Annotated in this window: 14 protein-coding genes; 1 reads left to right on the plus strand and 13 read right to left on the minus strand. The window is 42.7% G+C overall.

What is annotated here, in order from left to right; genetic code table 11:
• Positions 1–19 precede the first annotated feature (19 nt).
• The 3 genes from fliM to RH40_RS18075 are packed head-to-tail and all read right to left on the minus strand — an operon-like array spanning position 20 to position 3,401.
• On the minus strand, positions 20–1,066 hold the full coding sequence (gene fliM, locus RH40_RS18065) for a flagellar motor switch protein FliM (protein WP_009603132.1): 1,047 nt from the start codon (positions 1,064–1,066) through the stop codon (positions 20–22).
• 7 nt (positions 1,067–1,073) lie between these two features.
• Entirely contained in the window at positions 1,074–1,559 is a 486-nt protein-coding gene (locus RH40_RS18070) for a flagellar basal body-associated FliL family protein (protein WP_009603133.1), read from the minus strand.
• Positions 1,560–1,586: 27 nt separating this feature from the next.
• The gene (locus tag RH40_RS18075; RefSeq protein WP_009603134.1) at positions 1,587–3,401 is read right to left on the minus strand and encodes a flagellar hook-length control protein FliK; all 1,815 of its coding nucleotides are present in this window, start codon (positions 3,399–3,401) and stop codon (positions 1,587–1,589) included.
• A 279-nt stretch (positions 3,402–3,680) separates the two neighbouring features.
• Between RH40_RS18075 and RH40_RS18080 the strand changes: the two genes are divergently transcribed.
• Positions 3,681–5,849: a PilZ domain-containing protein gene (locus tag RH40_RS18080; RefSeq protein WP_009603135.1), complete on the plus strand. Its 2,169-nt coding sequence runs from the start codon at positions 3,681–3,683 to the stop codon at positions 5,847–5,849.
• Positions 5,850–5,897: 48 nt separating this feature from the next.
• On the opposite strand, the gene fliJ is transcribed toward RH40_RS18080, so the two are convergent.
• From fliJ to fliS, 10 genes are all read right to left on the minus strand, one after another.
• Positions 5,898–6,347 (minus strand): flagellar export protein FliJ, encoded by a 450-nt coding sequence (fliJ, locus tag RH40_RS18085; protein ID WP_009603136.1) that lies wholly within the window; start codon positions 6,345–6,347, stop codon positions 5,898–5,900.
• Between the two features lie 3 nt (positions 6,348–6,350).
• On the minus strand, positions 6,351–7,676 hold the full coding sequence (gene fliI / locus RH40_RS18090) for a flagellar protein export ATPase FliI (RefSeq protein ID WP_009603137.1): 1,326 nt from the start codon (positions 7,674–7,676) through the stop codon (positions 6,351–6,353).
• On the minus strand, positions 7,673–8,476 hold the full coding sequence (gene fliH / locus RH40_RS18095) for a flagellar assembly protein FliH (protein ID WP_009603138.1): 804 nt from the start codon (positions 8,474–8,476) through the stop codon (positions 7,673–7,675). Before fliH ends, fliI begins: the two co-directional genes overlap by 4 nt.
• A 23-nt stretch (positions 8,477–8,499) precedes the next feature.
• Entirely contained in the window at positions 8,500–9,540 is a 1,041-nt protein-coding gene (gene fliG, locus RH40_RS18100) for a flagellar motor switch protein FliG (protein ID WP_009603139.1), read from the minus strand.
• Positions 9,533–11,284 carry a flagellar basal-body MS-ring/collar protein FliF gene (fliF, locus tag RH40_RS18105; RefSeq protein ID WP_009603140.1) on the minus strand — a complete coding sequence of 584 codons (1,752 nt, stop codon included), beginning with the start codon at positions 11,282–11,284 and terminating at the stop codon, positions 9,533–9,535. Before fliF ends, fliG begins: the two co-directional genes overlap by 8 nt.
• 14 nt (positions 11,285–11,298) lie before the next feature.
• A complete protein-coding gene (fliE, locus tag RH40_RS18110) occupies positions 11,299–11,610 on the minus strand; it encodes a flagellar hook-basal body complex protein FliE (RefSeq protein WP_009603141.1) in 312 nt (103 codons plus the stop codon).
• A 94-nt stretch (positions 11,611–11,704) separates the two neighbouring features.
• The gene (locus tag RH40_RS18115; RefSeq protein WP_039954971.1) at positions 11,705–13,108 is read right to left on the minus strand and encodes a sigma-54-dependent transcriptional regulator; all 1,404 of its coding nucleotides are present in this window, start codon (positions 13,106–13,108) and stop codon (positions 11,705–11,707) included.
• A 2-nt stretch (positions 13,109–13,110) separates the two neighbouring features.
• Entirely contained in the window at positions 13,111–14,169 is a 1,059-nt protein-coding gene (locus RH40_RS18120; protein ID WP_009603143.1) for a sensor histidine kinase, read from the minus strand.
• Positions 14,170–14,280: 111 nt separating this feature from the next.
• Positions 14,281–15,747, minus strand: a complete 1,467-nt coding sequence (locus RH40_RS18125; protein WP_009603144.1) for a sigma-54 dependent transcriptional regulator — start codon at positions 15,745–15,747, stop codon at positions 14,281–14,283.
• Positions 15,748–16,003: 256 nt separating this feature from the next.
• On the minus strand, positions 16,004–16,414 hold the full coding sequence (gene fliS, locus RH40_RS18130) for a flagellar export chaperone FliS (protein WP_009603145.1): 411 nt from the start codon (positions 16,412–16,414) through the stop codon (positions 16,004–16,006).
• Between the last annotated feature and the right edge of the window lie 17 nt (positions 16,415–16,431).

Below are 16,431 nucleotides of genomic sequence, written 5' to 3' on the forward strand. Positions count from 1 at the left end.
CTCTTTCCTACTTTCTCACCTAATCTTCAATTTCGCCCTCGTCTTCCTCTAGTTCTGACATGACGTCTTTACCCAGGAAGGCGATATCTGTTTTGACCGCGTCTGGCCGTTTAATCTCTTCAGAAATCTGGATTGCTAACTTATCACTAGAACGCCCCATTTTAACGCGATATGTTGGCAATTCTTCAACAAACATTACTGCGTGAGGTGGCATTTCAACAGGAATAATGTCACCTGGCTGTAATTCCATTAAATCACGCAATGCAATGTCATGCTCTAAGAGGTTAACGCGAAAATTGATCGGAACATCCATAATCTCTTCTTTTAACGCACTGCTCCAACGTACATCTGCTTCCATTTTATCCGACTGTACACCTGCATCGAGAAGTTCTCGTATAGGCTCGACCATAGAATAAGGAAACACAACATGAAAATCACCACCGCCTCCGTCTACCTCAACATGAAACGAGCTGACAACAATAACTTCTGTCGGGCTGACGATATTTGCCATGCTGGGGTTAACTTCTGAATCGAGATATTCAAACTCAACGCCCATCACTGGGGACCAAGCTTCCTTGTAATCTTCAAAGATTATCTTCAACAAGAGTTGTACAATCCTTCTCTCAGTTGGGGTAAATTCCCTTCCCTCAATCCGAGAGTGGTAGCGACCTTCGCCACCAAAAAAATTCTCAACCAGAATAAAGACCAAACGAGCTTCCATGGTTACAAGCCCAGTACCTTTGAGCGGTCTAAAACGCACCATATTCAAACTGGTAGGAACATACAGAGTATTTTGGTATTCACCAAACTTCATCATCTGTACGCCATTGATAGACACTTCTGCTGTTTTTCGTAACATGTTGAAGAGACTGATTCTAAGGTGGCGAGCGAAACGTTCATTGATAAGCTCGAGCGTGGGCATACGGCCACGAACAATTCGGTCTTGCGAAGAAAAGTCAAAATCAACACTTCCTTCAGCACCACCAGCATCACTATCTTGACTATCATCGGAGTCGTCGGCCCCATTAAGAAGCGCATCAATCTCATCTTGGCTTAATAGATCCACTCAACACCTACTGCATAACAAAGTCAGTGAACAAAACACGTTCAATTACTGGCTCACCGATGGCTTTGTTGAGAGCCGTTTTGACATCCTCGGTGATCTTATCACGCAACTCGCCTCGACCATTGACGGTCCGAAGCTGCTCAACGGTAGCGACTGAGAGCGAAATCAACATAGTGCTTTCTATCAAAGGCATGTGAGATCGAGCGAGTTCTTCATTTTTAGCTCCTCGAAGCATTAACTGAGCTTTTATTCTGGCGATACGATTCTTCGTTTTCGAGTTCACATTAAATACGAATGCTTGAGATAAAGCGATATAAACTACAGGTTCGGCAGTGGCAACAGGCTGACTAACGACCTCTTCTTCTTTCGTATCTCCTGACCCCATTAAAAAGAATACGGCAACTGCTATCACCACCACCACTACAACCCCGATGATGATAAAGAGTTTGCCTTTCCCTGCCGGGGCTGCTGCGGTTTCTTCTTCTTCTGCCATAATTATTTGCCTCAATAATTCAATTGATTATGCGTAATAGCTAATACCATCACGTTTACCGAGTATATTCAGTTCTAAGCCTACATCAGTTTCCAAATCGTCACCAGTGAGAGTAGCATTTGAACCCTGCCCAAGTTCTGACCCTTGGGCTTTGTCACTATATTGACCTCGTTGTTGCCCTGATGCTTGTTGCTGAACGGAACTTTCTCCTAATTGTACCCCTTGCTGTGCGAGCATTTCTCGTAACCTCGGCATTGTATGTTCAATCGCGTCACGAGCTTGAGGGTTAGAAACAGTGAAATGTACCGATGTACCTTCACCTGTCACTTGCATTCGTATTTGTAGTCGACCTAATTCAGGGGGATCGAGACGTATGTCTATATTCTTGAGATTTTTCGACATCATCATCTGCACTTTTTCCGCCACTTGCTCTCCAGCAAAATCTCGGGTTAATTGAATATTTGCCGAATTAACGGAGTCAGTGCGTTGCAATGAAACTTGACTTGCACTCACTTGATGGCTTCCCTGCCCAGCTTGCTGAACCGATGAGATATTCGTATCACTTCCCAGTTGCTTCTCTTCAATTAGCTTACCGAGGTTACCAATTGCTCGACCAGTCACCCCAGTTCCTAACAATGCCTTTTCAGATAGCATTGCAGGATTAGTGTTCATCATCGGCTGTTGTTGCCCTGTATTCAGACTTTCTTGAATCAGGTTCTGAGGTAATGGCTGAGAAACATGAGCCTGCGCTATCGCTGCATGTTGTGTGGCTTGATTCAAAGTATTAGGGGAAAGTCGCTTCAACCCTTGATGTTGAGACAAACTCTCCTGCTTAATAACTAGCTCATCTCTTTTCACGCCACTATTTTCAATCGTTTGTATCGAAGCTAACAGTTCATCATCACCCATATCCGCATCGATTGGCGTCTCTTTTAATTCATCAAAGCTCTCATATCGAGTTCTTTCTCCAACACTTTTACTAATTATCTGCTTTTCATTTCCTTCTTTAATGGTATTTATCTGAACATTAGTCTGAGTTGGATTTATTAACTTATCTGACAGTAAAGTCTCTTCTTGCTGTACATTGTCAGCATCAACTAGCACTTTGTTTTCATCATTTTTGCTCTCAGGAAGAAGCCGTTTAGAAAGTTGCTTAGCTTCTTCACTCCACTTTAGCTCATCTCTAATGACAGTCTCATCTGCCTGAATTTCTTTCAGCGTTTCAGAGTTAGCCAGTGTCTCTTGCGATAAAGCTACAGAAGTAACATCGGCCACACTATGACTGGGCTCTAACGCCTTGGTTCGTGCACCATCATTATGTTCAGTTGTTTCAGTAGCTACTTTATTTGAAACAATCACTGTATCGATTTCTTGAGGATTTTCTCGCCCGACTGGCAACTCTTTGCCGTCTTTAGATATGAGGACATTTGCAGAACTATCGAGCCTTTTTAATATTTCATCGTTATCGGCAACTATTTGCTCCGCAATTTTATTCGTTTTAGAACTATCTTTCGCTTTTAACTCGCTTTCTGAGTCAATTGTCACTTGTTTAGATTCATCAATATCCACCAAGTCAGAATCTAGGAGGGTATCTAAACTTTCTTCACCATCCGCCAAGTTTTGTGTTTGTAAGAGAAGCTCATTATCAGCTGACTCGATATCAGGCGACTCGATGTCTACGCCCTTTTCGCTTTTTACATTCTGGTCTCCCCCCAAAATAAGGGAGGATAGTTTTGAAAAAAAACCTTTTGATTCACTTGTTTCACTACTCTCTGTAGCGTCTGTTAGATTCGTTTTGGGCGTAGTGGAGCTCTCAGTTAGCGATGATAAATTGACATTCATATCAAAATTTCTCCAAATATTCGGCCAGATCCAATGACAGAAAACGTTACTAATCCATGTAAACATGGCGATCATCTTTGAATGTGAGATTTAAAGCAAAAAGTGTACCGACTTGAAATCAATCCCGCACAAATAATACGTCATTCGATATTTTATCGTCCTCTATAAAAGGATTTATCATTAAGGCTCGTTATTTGAAAAAAAAGCCATGATAAATTCTCTTCTTGGACTAGAGACATTTTGCAAACAATAGGCCAAAGATAAAGAACAGACATACCGATGAATGAAATCGGCGTATCAATGCTATTGGAACGAAAGACGTTAGCCAGAGCATATGCTCTATACCCAAGTAATCTCAAGATGAGAGGTGACTTGGGTGTAATTGTTTCAAGTACTTTAATTCAATACCTTAAGATCAACAAACTTGACAATAGCTTCTTTAGATACAAGCTTATTAATAATACTGAAACTTTGGGCGATGAAGTCAGCGTAATGGATGAAAAAAGAATAAATCACCTAGCCGAGCAATTGGTACCCGCGTATGGCACGCCCGATCTCACTAAATTATTAGATGACATTCTTGAAAATGAGCCCGCATCTGCGAAGTTTTTAGTTAAAAGTGAATTAAACCGAATAATGGCTCCCTGTTCCAAAGCTATCGATATCCGAGGCCTAGTCAAAGACGAATGTCGCAAATACGATCTCAACGGATATAGCCACTGGCTAAATGACCACGGCATCAACTTGTACTATAAAAATATCTTTAAGTATGGCACCTACGCGGAGGGCGTGTGGGAGTCGGTAAAAAAGTACACTATAAGTCTTAGAGATATTGAGGCACAAAAAACGAGGCAGCAAGAAGTCGACGAAATTAATAGCGAAAAGCTAGACGTAGATTTTATTGATATGGGATTTTACTTATCGCGCAGAGAATCCCGATTAAATATCTCTGCCCCTGTACGCATCGTACTCGAAAACGGACAAGAGGTTTTTGCTGTTTTACTCGATATCTCATCTTCTGGTATAAGAATAAAAATACCTCGCTGCATAACGGCCAAAACACAGTCCGATATGAAAGTTTATTTTTGTAAATCAAGTAATAGCTATGAGGAAGAGATCAGCCGCCCTGCACATTATCATATCGTCGCCATCGATGATCCTATAGACAACAGCCCAGTTAAGTATCTCAGATGTGTATTGGAACACAACAAAGAAATAATAGACGAAATGATGAATTTCTTTGAGAGACAAAGCCGTAAAAGCCTTGATAAAAATGAAATTCCTGCACGGGCAAACGCACACACTCACGAACATATTTTATTTGCAAACACCTCTAAATTACCGTTCTTCTTCTCTAAGGAAGGTGTTGTCCTCACACTACTTAATGAAAAAAATAAGCGACTTTACCAGTCTCTAAAGAACAAAGCAGGGCAACCCTGCCTCGGAGTTTTTCTCGGAGCGGAAAGATTAGAAAAATTAACCCAGCTATCAAAGCCAGGGACACACAAAATCTTTCACACTTTTAGATACCATAATGAATTTTTGAGTGTTGATGAGGCAGAAACAACTGATGATTTATTTCGATTATTCGTAAGAACTGGCGCACAAACAGACACATGGAAGGTCTTTAAACTGTCCGTTTTCGAACTTTCTCGAGATGAGATCAAAAAAATTCACGAGGAAGCTCCTAAGCTTGGTGTCAAAAAAGCAACGCATTATGGATTATTACAAGAAGTCACCTACGCAGACTGCAATAATGACTACCTAATGCGACAGCCATCCAATCTATCGATCTCTGAGCTAGGGCGCTTCAGAACAAACGCTAAGGACAGCACTCGTATTAATCCCAGCATCGGTATTAATAACAAGCTACCAAGAAACGTTATAGAAACACTTCATGATGTTTTTGTCCGAAACTTCGTGGGGGCATCGGTATTTTTCGAAAAAAATGGGACTAAGTTGAATCCAAGAGCAATAGGGGCAACCTACCCAACGCCGCCTTTTATCAAAGCCTTTGCTAAAGTCGACGGTAAAATTTCTCTTGCTCCCATTTATATGGGACGGTCATTTTCTCTAATAAAGCAAACAATGAGACCAAAAGAGCAACATGGCTTACATAGCCACGAACTGTATATGATGATTGGAGAATACAAAAAAAAGACACAATTTTTAGACTCAAAGCTAGTCAGTGACTTCATTGACCGTGATGAGCGAATCAATTTCATTAAGCGTTCTCAACAAACAGGACAATTTATTGCAGTGAGAATAGATAGTGAGCGTATCGCTTCATCGGAGATCGAATTATTGAAGTTTGATGTCGCAGATGTATTAAGAGTTAATATGCAAAAAGCAAAAAAACTAGAATATGATATTGAGAATATTGCTGGTTTAGCTGAAATCACAGATGTCACGGACGAGGTTCTTTTACGTCTAGATCTCAAGCTGTGACTATGGGTTACGTTGAACGTAAATCCCTATTAAAACTGTCATCTGCCGTTATAAAAAGTCGGAACCTCTCTGGCGCGAAAAACTCAAGGTACAAAATTCATCCATTTGTTTTTGCTCCAATCTTTCTTCCAAGCGCTGGCGTTGTTTTTGTTTTTTCTCGATTAACAGCTCGTATGATCGTCGTGTCTTTCTTGTTTCTGACCAATTCTGCTCACAATGCTCTACCTGAGATTTAAAATGCTCTTCCGCTTGTTTTTGCTTAGCAAGGGTTTCATCAAGTGTGGTTAAAAATCGGTTGAGGTGCATATACTCACTCGCAGCAAGCCCTTGCTGACCTCGTTGAACGAGTTGTTGACAATAGTCTAAACGATATTGCTCAATCTGCTGTAACTGTCTGTAGTAATCATCCAGCTCAACTCTCGCATTATTGAGCGCCAAGACAGCTTGATCTTCCCTCTCTTGAGCTTGCTCTAACAATATGCCCAGTGCAGACTCCATATATTACTCCCCTCCTTGTAATAGATGTCTCAACATACTTACAGACATATCAAATGGAACAGACTCTTTCATTTCTTGTTGAAGATAAGTGTCCAAACTTGGCTTTAACGTAAAAGCGCTGTCTATGGCAGCATCGCTGCCCGGCTTATACGCTCCGATAGAGACAAGATCATGGTTTTTACGGCAAATAGACAAAACCTGCCTGACGGCTTTGGACATCAGTAATTGCTCTTCTGAGACAATTTGTGGCATAACGCGGCTCACTGATTTTTCCACGTCTATTGCAGGGTAATGCCCCGAATCTGCCATTTCCCGTGAGAGTACGATATGTCCATCTAAAATTGCCCGAGCAGCATCAGCAATAGGATCTTGTAAATCATCCCCTTCGGTCAAAACGGTAAAAAAGGCCGTAATCGAACCTTGAGTATCACTTCCATTACCCGCTCTTTCCACTAGCGCTGGAAGTTTAGCAAATACGGAGGGGGGATAGCCTTTTGTGGCAGGCGGCTCACCAACAGACAGCGCAATCTCCCGTTGAGCTTGCGCAAATCGCGTCAGAGAGTCCATCAACAATAAGACATCTAGGCCCTGATCTCTAAAGAACTCAGCAACAGTTAAAGCAGTCTGACAACCTTTCAAACGCATTAATGGCGATGCATCAGCAGGAGCAGCAACAACAACGGAGCGCTGACGTCCATCGACACCAAGTATCTCATCGATAAACTCTTTCACTTCTCGACCACGCTCACCGATTAACCCAACGACAACAACCTGTGCAGTGGTTCCCCGAGTCATCATACCGAGAGTAACCGACTTACCGACACCTGACCCAGCAAACAGGCCAATACGCTGACCTTTGCCCACAGTTAACAGCCCATTTATTGCCTTAATGCCCACATCAAGAGGTGCGGTAATAGGCTTTCGAGTTAGAGGGTTAATTGGCTCTGAGTTAAAAGAGGCGTGTTTATCAGTATAGATTGGACCCAAGCCGTCTAAAGGGTTACCGACCCCATCAATGACTCTTCCTAATAACTCCATCCCAACAGACAGACCAGATTCACTTGTAAGCGGCGTCACTTTTGCACCGGGAAGAATACCTGTTATCTGCTCGCTGGGCATAAGAAACAGCTTATCACCAGAGAATCCAACTACCTCAGCCTCAATATCACCGTGCATGGTTTCAACATGGCAGAGGCTACCGATAGGGGCACGGCACCCACTTGCCTCTAATGTTAACCCTACAACACGAACTAGCTTACCAGAAGCGACAGGACGGCATGAAATACCTTGTGTCTTGTAATGTGTAAGCCGCTCAGATAAAGCAATCAAGCTCCACCACCTGAATGACGATTCATACCACAAAAACTTTGTAATACATTGCGTATGCGATCTTCCATAAGGTAATTTACGCTAGACTCACCTGCTTCTATCTGAACGTCTCCTCGATTTAGAGCAGGCTCTGAAGTCAGCGTCCAGTTGCGAACGTTCATTTCTTCTTCACCGTAAACAGAGTTGATGATCTCAATATCTTCCGGATGTAATTTCAGCGTAATGGAATGCCCACCGATAGGAAGAGTCTCAACCGATTGTTTGATTGTATCTAAAATGATTTGTGGATTGGTTTGTACTTCGACATGAACAATTTCTTTGGCTATCATCAAAACCATATCGACGAGTTGTTTTTCAACCTGAAGGTTTATTAACTCGAGAGGTTGAGCGAATTGATTTGCCAGTTTAACAAAGGTCTCAACTTGTTGAAGAATCTGGTCTTGCCCTTCAACCAAACCCTCTTGCTTTCCAACTTCTAACCCCTCTGCGTGACCTTCTGCAACTCCTTGTTCCTTTCCCTTGTCATAGCCTTGGGTGAAACCTGCTTCTTGTCCTTGATGAAAACCCGCATCATGGGCCTGCTGCTTAATGAATTCGACTTCCTCTTCAGTAAGCTCCTTTGGTTTTTCTTCAACTTCAGGCTCAGATATTGGCAACCAGCTAGGATCGTAGTTCATAGCCGTTTGTCTTGCTTCTTTGTGCGTTTGAGATGTGTAGTCAGGCATTCCCCAACGTTCAGCTTTTTCTACTGATTCATCACTTTCTAAACGTAAAAAGCCACGCTTTCTCTCAAATGACATAAACACCCTGTATTACATTAAGGTTACAAGAACTCATCTGCACCACCACCAAGCATGATCTCTCCAGAATCGGCTAAGCGTCTGGCGACCGCCAACACTTCCTTCTGGGAAGCTTCAACATCAGAGACTTTGATGGGCGCCATAGCTTCTAAATCATCACGCATCATCTCAGCTGCACGCTTCGACATGTTTTTAAATATCTTCTCTCGCAATGCATCATCTGCACCTTTGAGCGCTCGCTGCAACGCATCTTGTGGAACATCACGAAGTAATTTCTGAATACCCGAATCATCGACCTCAATAAGATTTTCGAAGACAAACATAAGGTCTTGAATTTGAGTCGCCATATCTTCATCCTGATCACGCATTTGATCCATTAAGATACCTTCGATATTGTTATCCATGTAGTTCATAATTTCAGCGGCTGCTTTCAAACCACCGATTTTGGCAGCTTGAGCACCCGCCTGACCAGCAAACTGCTTTTCCATAATCTCATTAAGTTCAGCTAACGCAGATGGCTGAACTTCTTCTAGCGTTGCAATACGCATCACCAACTGCAATCTATCACGCTCAGCAAACGCTGACAGGATTTCCGCCGATTGGTCAGGGTCAAGATAAGACAGTACGATGGTTTGAATCTGCGGGTGTTCATTGAAAATGATACTAGCAACCTGTCTTGGGTCCATCCATTTCAATGAATCCAAACCTTTAGAGCCAGTGCCTAAGAGGATCTGATCAACAAGGTTATTGGCTTTGTCCTCTCCCAAAGCGGCGACGAGCGCATTGCGCATAAAGTCTTCGCTTCCCATACCTATATTGGTGTATTTCTGAATATCCTCGAGAAACGCCCTATGGACAACGCTGACTTTGTCTTGGCTTAAATCAGCAGCGCGAGCCATTGCGCTACCTACTCTCTGTACTTGCTTGGGCTCTAAATGTCGAATGATGCCCGCGGCGTCGTCCTCATTTAAACTGAGTAACAATATCGCTGCACGCTCCTCTCCTGGGATATCCGCTATATCTAGAGTATTTTCGGCGCCCTCACCGTCTTTATCATCAGCCATCTTGCATCCAATTCTTCACAACTTGTGCTGCTAGCTCTGGCTCATTTGAGACCAGTGCTCGTATTGCTTTTAGCACATCTTCATCTTTATGCAGGTTGGGTAGGTCAATACTTGAGCCAAATTCAAATAACTCACCGCCATCCAATTCACCACCAATCAAGCTAGTTTCACCATCTGCGCCAATAGGCATCCCGTCTGGACCATACATTTGGTCATCATCTTCATCCGATGCAGGGTTGATAAGCTTCTTCATCGCTGGACGAACTAGAACCAAAATCACGACAATGATGACCAAGGCGCTCGCAAACCACCTTACCCAGTCATTAAAGTTAGGATGCTCCCAAATTGGAACATCAGTCACAACATCAGATTCAGGCTCCGCAAACTGCATACTCAACACATTTAGCAAATCGCCTCGCGACTCACTAAAACCCACAGTACCAATTAGTATCTGCTTTATAGAGTTTAGCTCAGCCTCAGAAATAGGTTGATAGGTGGTTTCACCCGTATCTGGGTTAACCACACTCCGATTTTTCACTGCGACTGCGACAGTTTGGCGATTGACGACACCAGTTTGACGGCGTTCATGACTGATCGTCGTGTCTATCTCAAAGTTGCGGGTCGCCTCTTTATGAACAGAACCCTGACCTAGAGCTGTCCCATCTTTCATCTGAGCAACATCTTGGGGAATAGAAGCATCAGCTGGAGGTTGATTACTTAGAGCGCCAGGAATACCTGCTACCATATTGCCATTGTTATAGTCTTCAAGTGTATACTCACTGCGAGTAGCAGGCTTATCAGGGTCAAAAACTTTCCGAGTTTGTTCAACCGCACTAAAATCGAGTTCAATATCTACTTGAGCTGTATAGTTGCCAAATCCAAGAATGGGAATAAGGACGGAATCAATTTTCTCACGAAGTGCTTGTTCCTGTTTGCGCTCTAATTCATGTTCTTTACGTCGAGCCGATGAAGCCGGGTCCTCCGAGCCAGAACTCAATAAGCGTCCATGTTGATCGGTGACAGTCACACGATTAGGCTTCATTCCAGGCACTGCGCTTGCTACCATATCAACCACAGAATCGACTTCTTCCTGCTTGAGGTTTGCTCCAGTTTTTAGTGTCAAAAATACTGATGCTGAAGCTTCTTGATTGTGTCGAACAAACACACTCTGTTTAGGCAGAGCGAGTAAAACTCTCGCTTTACGTACCTGCTTCAGTTCTTCTATTGCTTTCGATAGCTGACGTTCACGGCTTAGCTTTAATCTCTCTTGCTCAAGACGCTGAGAAACACCAAAGCCCATATCTTGCATAAGGATATCATCGCCAGCCTCTCTCTCTTGATTCAAACCTGCTCGAACCATGTCCAATTTCAGTGAGTTAAAATCACTGACCGGAACAAGTATGGTATTTCCCTCTAGTTCATAATCGAGTTTCTGCTGATCAAGATAATCTAAAATAGGAATCAATTCTTCTGTGTCATACACACCTAGTGGACGCATCTCAGGCTCACGAACCCAGAAAAACAGCATGACGATCAATGCAACGCAAATAGAAATAGACAGAACCAGTACCACCTGACGGAGAAGATCTAAGTCACCGGCACCAAAGTCGAGGCGAGAGCTACTTTTTTCATCTAGGTCCGCAGTGTGGTGTAAATCACTGTCCAGAGCTGAGCTAGACATGACTGCGCCCCCGCCAGAGTCATCGGTAACCGTCATATCTGTTGATTGATTTTCTTCTTCCACAGCATTTACCTAATTTAGACTGGCATATTCATCAATTCTTTGTACGCTTCGACTAATTTATTACGTACTTGAATCGTTGCTTCGAATGCAACACTGGATTTATTTCGCGCGATCATGACATCGGAAAGAGAAACATCTTTATCACCACGGTCAAACCTCATTTGTAGGTCGCTTGAAGTCTGGGAGAGACTATTGACGTTATTGATTGCTTTTTTCAATAACTTGTTAAAGTCAGCCCCAACAGTTTCACCTGTTGCGGTAGGCCTTGTACTGCTTGCCTCAAACATCATTGCTTGCATTTCACTTTGAAATCCATCAATTTTCATAACAACCTCGATAGTCAAACCTTTGACTAGCTATACACGCACTATGAGTAAAGCAAGCCCTGTGCCATAGATACAGCACACAATAACGGTTTTTTTAATTAGGAATATCTATTCCAGCATCACGCATTTTAGCCAATTTATAGCGCAGAGTGCGCGGACTAATTCCCAACTTTTCAGCCATTTCTTTGCGTCTACCGCGACATTCCTCCAAAGTCTCGAGAATAATCGCATACTCCTGTTCGCGAAGCTCTCCTCCTAGACCACTTGGTGAGGCTAAGTGCTTTTCATCCACAAGATGTGAAGTTTTTACATTCGGTACAACGCAATCACCTGTATCAAGGACAGCCTGTAAGCTGGAAGCATCATGCCAATCCAGCCCCTCCAGTAATATATGCTCTGAATCAAGCAAGTGCTTGTCGCACAGAATGAGTGCCCTTTGAATCACGTTATCAAGCTCACGCACATTTCCTGGCCAACTATAGCTGGAGAGTTTTTCAATCGCTGACGAACTAATATCTGGTCTTGGCATACCCAATTTTTTACAATGACGTTCAGTTAAATGATATACAAGAGGCTCAATATCTCCTTTTCTGTCACAAAGGGCCGGCCAAGCTATTGGAAAAACATTGAGACGATAATATAAATCTTCACGGAAGTTACCTTCCCTTACATATTGCTTTAAATCTCGGTTACTGGTCGCCAGAACTCGCACATCCAATTTTACACTTTTCCTGCTCCCTAAACGCTCAACTTCTCTTTCTTGTAGAACTCTCAATAACTTAGCTTGTAGGCTCAAATCCATTTCACTAATTTCATCGAGTAATATTGTCCCACCTTGGGCTTGCTCAAACTTACCAGGGCACGCTTGTACTGCACCAGTAAACGCCCCTTTTTCATATCCAAATAAAGTTGCCTCCAACATGTTGTCTGGTATCGCGGCACAATTTATTGCCACAAATGGGCCTGATTTACGGGGGGAAGCATTATGGATATATCGAGACATAACCTCTTTACCCGATCCACTTGGGCCAAGCACCATGACATTTGCATCAGTTTTTGCCACTTTCTCAGCTAAAGAGAGAAGTTTTATACTCTTTTCATCGGCAACAACCGCGTCTCCATTATCATCAGACTTTGTCGGGGCGTAGCGACTGACCATATTGAGGAGCACTTCAGGAGCAAAAGGTTTTGCCATATAATCGATTGCGCCCTCTTTCATCGCGGAAACCGCATCTTCAATATTGGCGTAAGCGGTCATAAGCAAAACGGGTAAATGAGGCCAGTGTTGCTTAATATTGCGTAACAAAGCTAGCCCGCCCATGCCTGCCATTTGCACATCAGAAACGACGATATCAATATGGTGAGATTTAAGTTTGACCAGCGCATCCTCTGCACTATCAGCTTCAAGCCAGCTATACCCTGCTAGCGCTAATGTATCTACCAACGCTTCGCGTAAACCTTCGTCATCTTCAACGATCAGCACTTTACTTTGAGCCATAATCATTCTCCCGTCGTCATTTTTTGGTCGAAGTGAAGTCTACGATCAAGCGGAATACAAACCGTAAAACAAGCTCCTTCGCCCACCTTTGAGGTTAGGTTCAACCGTCCATCGTGCGCACGGCACACCATCTGAACCACAGCAAGCCCCAGGCCAGTGCCTTGTGAGCGAGTTGTAAAAAAAGGTTCCATTATTTTTTTGACAAGCTCAGGCGCAACACCTGGGCCATTGTCTTGTACAGAAATGCTGAGCTCATTATTCTCTACTTTGAAACGCACTCCAATTTCAGATTTCTTTCCCGCGATTTGGATTGCATTCATAACTAAGTTACTCAAAGCGGAAGCTATTGCGTTCACATTTCCAAGTAATTCGGTATTTTGCTCATCAACGTCAAGTGTAAAATCGATCTGGTTGTTTTTAACTGCTGCTTCTATCATTGGTAAAAACTCACTGACTAAGCTTTCAACACTAAAGGTGGTCGCAACCTTGTTATCACCCCCCTTAGCGAACAGAAGCATATCATTGACCTGTTTCTCTAGGTCATTCAATCTATCCATTAATTTAGTCTGGAAGCGATCTTTTGTTGCTGGTGGTAGATTGGATGAGCCCAAGTTTGATGCATACAGCATCGCACTCGATAACGGTGTTCTGACTTGATGAGCAAGAGAGGCAACCATTCGACCCAATGAAGAAAGACGTTGTAAGTCACTAATCCTAGATTGTAAGAGACGAGTCTCCGTCAGATCAGTAATTAAGATCAGTTGGCCAGTTGCAGAAGCTGAGATTGCTAGACGAACTTTACGCCCATTACGCAGAGAAATCTCATGACCATCATCTTCTCGGGGTGCAAAGGCTTTTTGAATAACCTCAAACCATCTTTCACCAACTAGAGGCAGTTCGAGAAGTTTACTCGCTTCAGGGTTAGCCTCTCTGACGATGCCCTGTGTGTCGAGTAAAATTACACCAGCAGGCATCACATCCAAGACTTGTTGGTACCTTTCCACTTGCTGTTCTAGTGTGCCTAATGGTGTTTCACTTTCTGTTGTAGAGGTCGTTTCCATGACAAGTTTCTGCCTTTAAGAATGCAAACTTCCTAACTGCAAAAAACAAGCCATGTTTTTATTCAATTAAATCAGAGCCTTAACCAACTGACGGAAATTTGACGCAACCTTTTAACGCTGCATATTATACTTGCGCATTTTTTCGACGAGCGTTGTACGACGCATTCCCAGCATGTCAGCGGCACGTGACACAACACCATCTTGAGCTTCTAAAGCCTGATTGATCATATTAATCTCAAGATCTGCAAGCATCTCTTTGAGGTTAATACCCTCAGGTGGAAGTTCTTGTGGGTTATTGTCGTGATCCTGAAAAATATCTTCTGAATCCATACCAAAATCAGCCGAAAAGATATCCTGTAGTGCGTTCCTCTCCTGCTCCTCGACAGACTCTGTACTAAACTCTGGTTGAAACTCTGGAATATCACTGTAACGATATTTCGTCGGCAAATGATTAACATCAACCAAACAATTTGGATAAAGAATAATCATTCGTTCAACCAAATTAGCAAGCTCTCGAACATTGCCAGGCCATAAGTGTTCCATAAGAGAGTTGAGGGCACGAGGTGTAAAACAAATAGGCTGAGCTCCCTCGACTTCCATACGAGCTATCAATTCTTGAAGCAGCAAAGGGATATCTTCTTTACGTTCTCGAAGCGCAGGCATTTCGATTGGAAACACGTTTAGACGATAATAGAGATCCTCACGGAAATCATGCTCTTCTATCATATTTTCAAGGTTTCGATGCGTTGCCGCAATAACTCTAACATTAACTTTGATTGTCGTATTTCCGCCAACCCGCTCAAAACAACGCTCTTGAAGTACACGAAGTAACTTTACTTGCATAGGCATTGGCATATCGCCAATTTCATCTAAAAATAACGTCCCTCCCTCTGCAAGTTCAAAACGCCCCTTTCGAGATGTTATCGCCCCAGTAAACGCACCTTTTTCATGTCCAAAAAGTTCACTTTCAAGTAGATCTGGCGGTATTGCGCCACAGTTTATTGGTACAAAGGGACCATTACTGCGAGCCGAGTGGTAATGAATGTTCCTCGCAACCACCTCTTTCCCTGTGCCAGATTCACCAAGAATGATAACGTTTGCCTCTGTTTCAGAGACTTGTTCAATGAGATGGCGTACCTCTTTAATACCATAACTCTGGCCAACTAAACTACGAAAGAGTGTATTGTCTCTAGTTGCGGGAATAATATTCAACCCTTTGCGCCCAAGAAAATCCTTACAATGACGAAGAGCTTCACTTAACTGAGGATAATTCAAAGGATACTCTAATTCACCAACATAGTTGGTGAGCTCTTCAACGATATGGGCCTGTTCACCAGAGGTCGTCAATAATGGGACATGGTTCGCCTGTGATAACTTATTGTTAAGTTGTGATGATGAAAGATTACTGTGGAGAGTGCCAAGAATACAACCAGCCCAGGCTATCGACCAATCGATATCCTCAAGGCAGTCAAAAGTGACCGCCTCACACTGCTCCCCAACAAATTCTAAAATGTTACTCAGATTGATCCTTGCTTGAGCATCATCTTCAATCACGAGTATTTTCGCTAAGCCTTGCATAGATGAGAATATTTGCCTTAATAAAAATCGTTTTGGCTAGTTCAAAATTCAATGTCAATTTAAATATAGTGTAAAGACTATGTCAGACAACTGAAAAATTTTAAGCAAAAAAGCCACGAGTCTACGTCGTGGCTTCTATTCTATTTGATAAAAAAAATAAGGCAACCAAGCAATTACCTGATGTGATATTAGCCCAAAAGCTTAATATTAAACCAGTTTCAATTAAACTAAACCCATAATATCTGGGGTTGACTTTTTAAATTCCAACATCATTGGCCGTCAAATTGTGATATTCAGCAGGTATTTGATCCCAAGCAGACTTAATCTCACGAATAATCTCAATCACATCGTCAATAGGTTGTGGATCATTTTTATGGTTAGCTTCTGTTATTTGAGTAATCATAAACTCATAAAGTTGATCGAGGTTTTGTGCAATATCCCCCCCATCATCCATTGATAAGCAACTACGTAAACTTATAACGATATCAAGAGCTTTACCAAGGCGCTCGCCTTTTTTAGGAATATTCCCTGCTTCCATCGCAGCTTTTCCCTGGATAAGACGCTCGATGGCACCTGCCATCAACATTTGTACAATCTTATGCGGGGAGGCCGCACTCAGTTGACTATCAACCGATACTTTCTTATAAGCCTGTAGTGAACCACGCATAACAACCCTCTTTATCT

This window comes from Vibrio caribbeanicus ATCC BAA-2122 (genome assembly GCF_000165125.1).
GTDB lineage: Bacteria > Pseudomonadota > Gammaproteobacteria > Enterobacterales > Vibrionaceae > Vibrio > Vibrio caribbeanicus.